The sequence below is a fragment of the Propioniciclava sp. genome (assembly GCF_036744435.1).
Taxonomy (GTDB): Bacteria; Actinomycetota; Actinomycetes; order Propionibacteriales; family Propionibacteriaceae; genus Propioniciclava.
This window is the reverse complement of record NZ_DAIOIA010000233.1, coordinates 1-1,873: the sequence shown is the minus strand read 5'-3', so window position 1 is coordinate 1,873 and position 1,873 is coordinate 1. Positions and strand designations below refer to the sequence as shown.

The following is a 1,873-nucleotide window of genomic DNA, read 5'->3' as shown; positions in this document are numbered from 1 at the left end:
AGGCACCGCCCTGGTGGTGCATCCCGGCGCGGAACTGTACGGCTCAGACCGGGTCGTGCTCGGTTCGGTGGCGGGCCTGGTTGCGGACGGCTGGCGCGTCGTGGTGGTTCTGCCTGGACCCGGCCCGCTGGTCCCGGCCCTGGTCGGCGAAGGCGCGGAGGTGGAGTTCGCCCCGCAGTTCGTGCTGCGCAAACGCCTGCTGCGTCCGCGGGGGTGGGGTGAACTGGTCAGCACCGCCGTGCGTGGCGCGTCCGCCGCGTGGGCGGCCCTGCGCCGCCATCGCCCCGACGTCGTACTGGTCAACACCATCACGGTCCCCCAGTGGCCGGTAGCGGCACGCCTGCGCCGTATCCCCGTCGTCGTGCACGTGCACGAGGGCGAGTCGCAGGCGGGCGCCGGGGTGAAGACGGTCATGTATGCACCCTTGCTCGCCGCCCGGCGCATCATCGTCAACAGTCGGTTCAGCTTGGCGGTGATGGCCCAGACCATCCCGGCTTTGTCCGCGCGCGCGGACGTGATCCTCAACGCCGTTCCCGGGCCGCCGACCCCGCTCCCGCCCCGGGCCACGCTCGACGGTGCGCCGCGGCTGGCCTACGTCGGTCGGCTGTCTCCCCGCAAGGGCGTCGATCTGATCGTGGACGCGCTGCGGCTCCTGCACGACGCGGGCACGCCCGCGACCCTGGATCTCTATGGCGCGGTGTTCCCCGGCTACGAGTGGTACGAGGAAGAGTTGCGCTCCCTGATCGCTTCTGGGGGCCTGCAGGAGTCCGTGACCCTGCACGGTTTCGTCGATGACGTGTGGCCGGGCCTGGCCGGCGCCGACATCTTGGTGGTCCCCTCCCGCCTCGACGAACCCTTCGGCAACACCGCCGTGGAGGGCGTCCTGGCGTCGCGTCCCGTCGTGGTGAGCGCGACGTCGGGGCTCCTGGAGGCCACTGACGGCTATGCGACGGCCCGCCGGGTCCCGGCCGATTCGGCCCGTGCGATCGCGGAGGCCGTCGCCGAGATCGTGGCCTCCTGGGAGACCGTCCTGCCGCAACTCGAGCCAGCCAGATCGATGGCGGCAAACCGGCACGACCCTGGTGTGTACGGGGACCACGTCGCCGCCGTGGTGGCCGCGTCCGCCGCAGCACCCGCATCCGCGGACTGACGTCGGCGTGGGGGGCGCCTCCGGGACGATTCCTGGACGCCTCAGCGCGCGATCTTGCCCTCCATGCCGGCGGCGAAGGCGGCCATGCGTGCGGCCAACTCGCCGGTCTCCCGTGCCAGGGCACGCAGCCCAGAGACGTGGACACGCTCGGCCGCCTGATGGACGTCCGGGACATCCCACGGGTCGGTGCGCGAGCGTCGCTTCCACCAGGGGCCGCTCGGCTGCGGCGGCGTCAGTGAGCCCCGGCGGCGGTCCAGGATCGCGGCGTACACGCTGATCGGGTTGGTCGCCTCTGCACCGAGCACCGACTGGGCCTCGTCGCGCTCCTCCGCGGTGATGGGCGCCGCTCCTAGGGCGAGCGCCTCCCGCAGCGTGAACGTGCGGGCACGGGCTTGTGGCTCCAGCAGGGCGACCGCGGACCGCTCGGCGCGCGACGCCACGATGATGAGCTGGGCCTGCTTGACGTCGTCGGCCTCCAACAGGGTGGAGCGGTGGGGCTGCGCGGGATGAGTGCCGCAGTTCCACGCGTCGGCGTCGCTGGCGACGGCGCCTCCAGGCGCAGTGGCGTCAGGTCGGGAAGAGGCTGAGTCGTCGGGGCCGGGGAGCTCCTCGGAGAGTCCTTCGTCCGGCTCGTCTAGTTCGTCTAGTTCGTCTAGTTCGTCGAGTTCGTCCAGTTCGAACTTGATGATCTGGGTGACGGCGTCGCGCGGCCGGGTCTCCTCC

Annotated in this window: 2 protein-coding genes; one reads left to right on the top strand and one right to left on the bottom strand. The window is 72.0% G+C overall.

Going from position 1 to position 1,873, the window contains the following annotated elements; all coding sequences use genetic code 11:
* Positions 1-1,150: glycosyltransferase (locus V7E09_RS15520; protein WP_324523728.1), on the top strand; the 1,150-nt coding region annotated here is incomplete at its 5' end.
* Between the two features lie 41 nt (positions 1,151-1,191).
* Here the strand turns inward: V7E09_RS15520 and V7E09_RS15515 are convergent.
* Positions 1,192-1,873 (bottom strand): hypothetical protein (locus V7E09_RS15515; protein WP_324523727.1); only part of this gene is annotated, 682 nt, incomplete at its 5' end.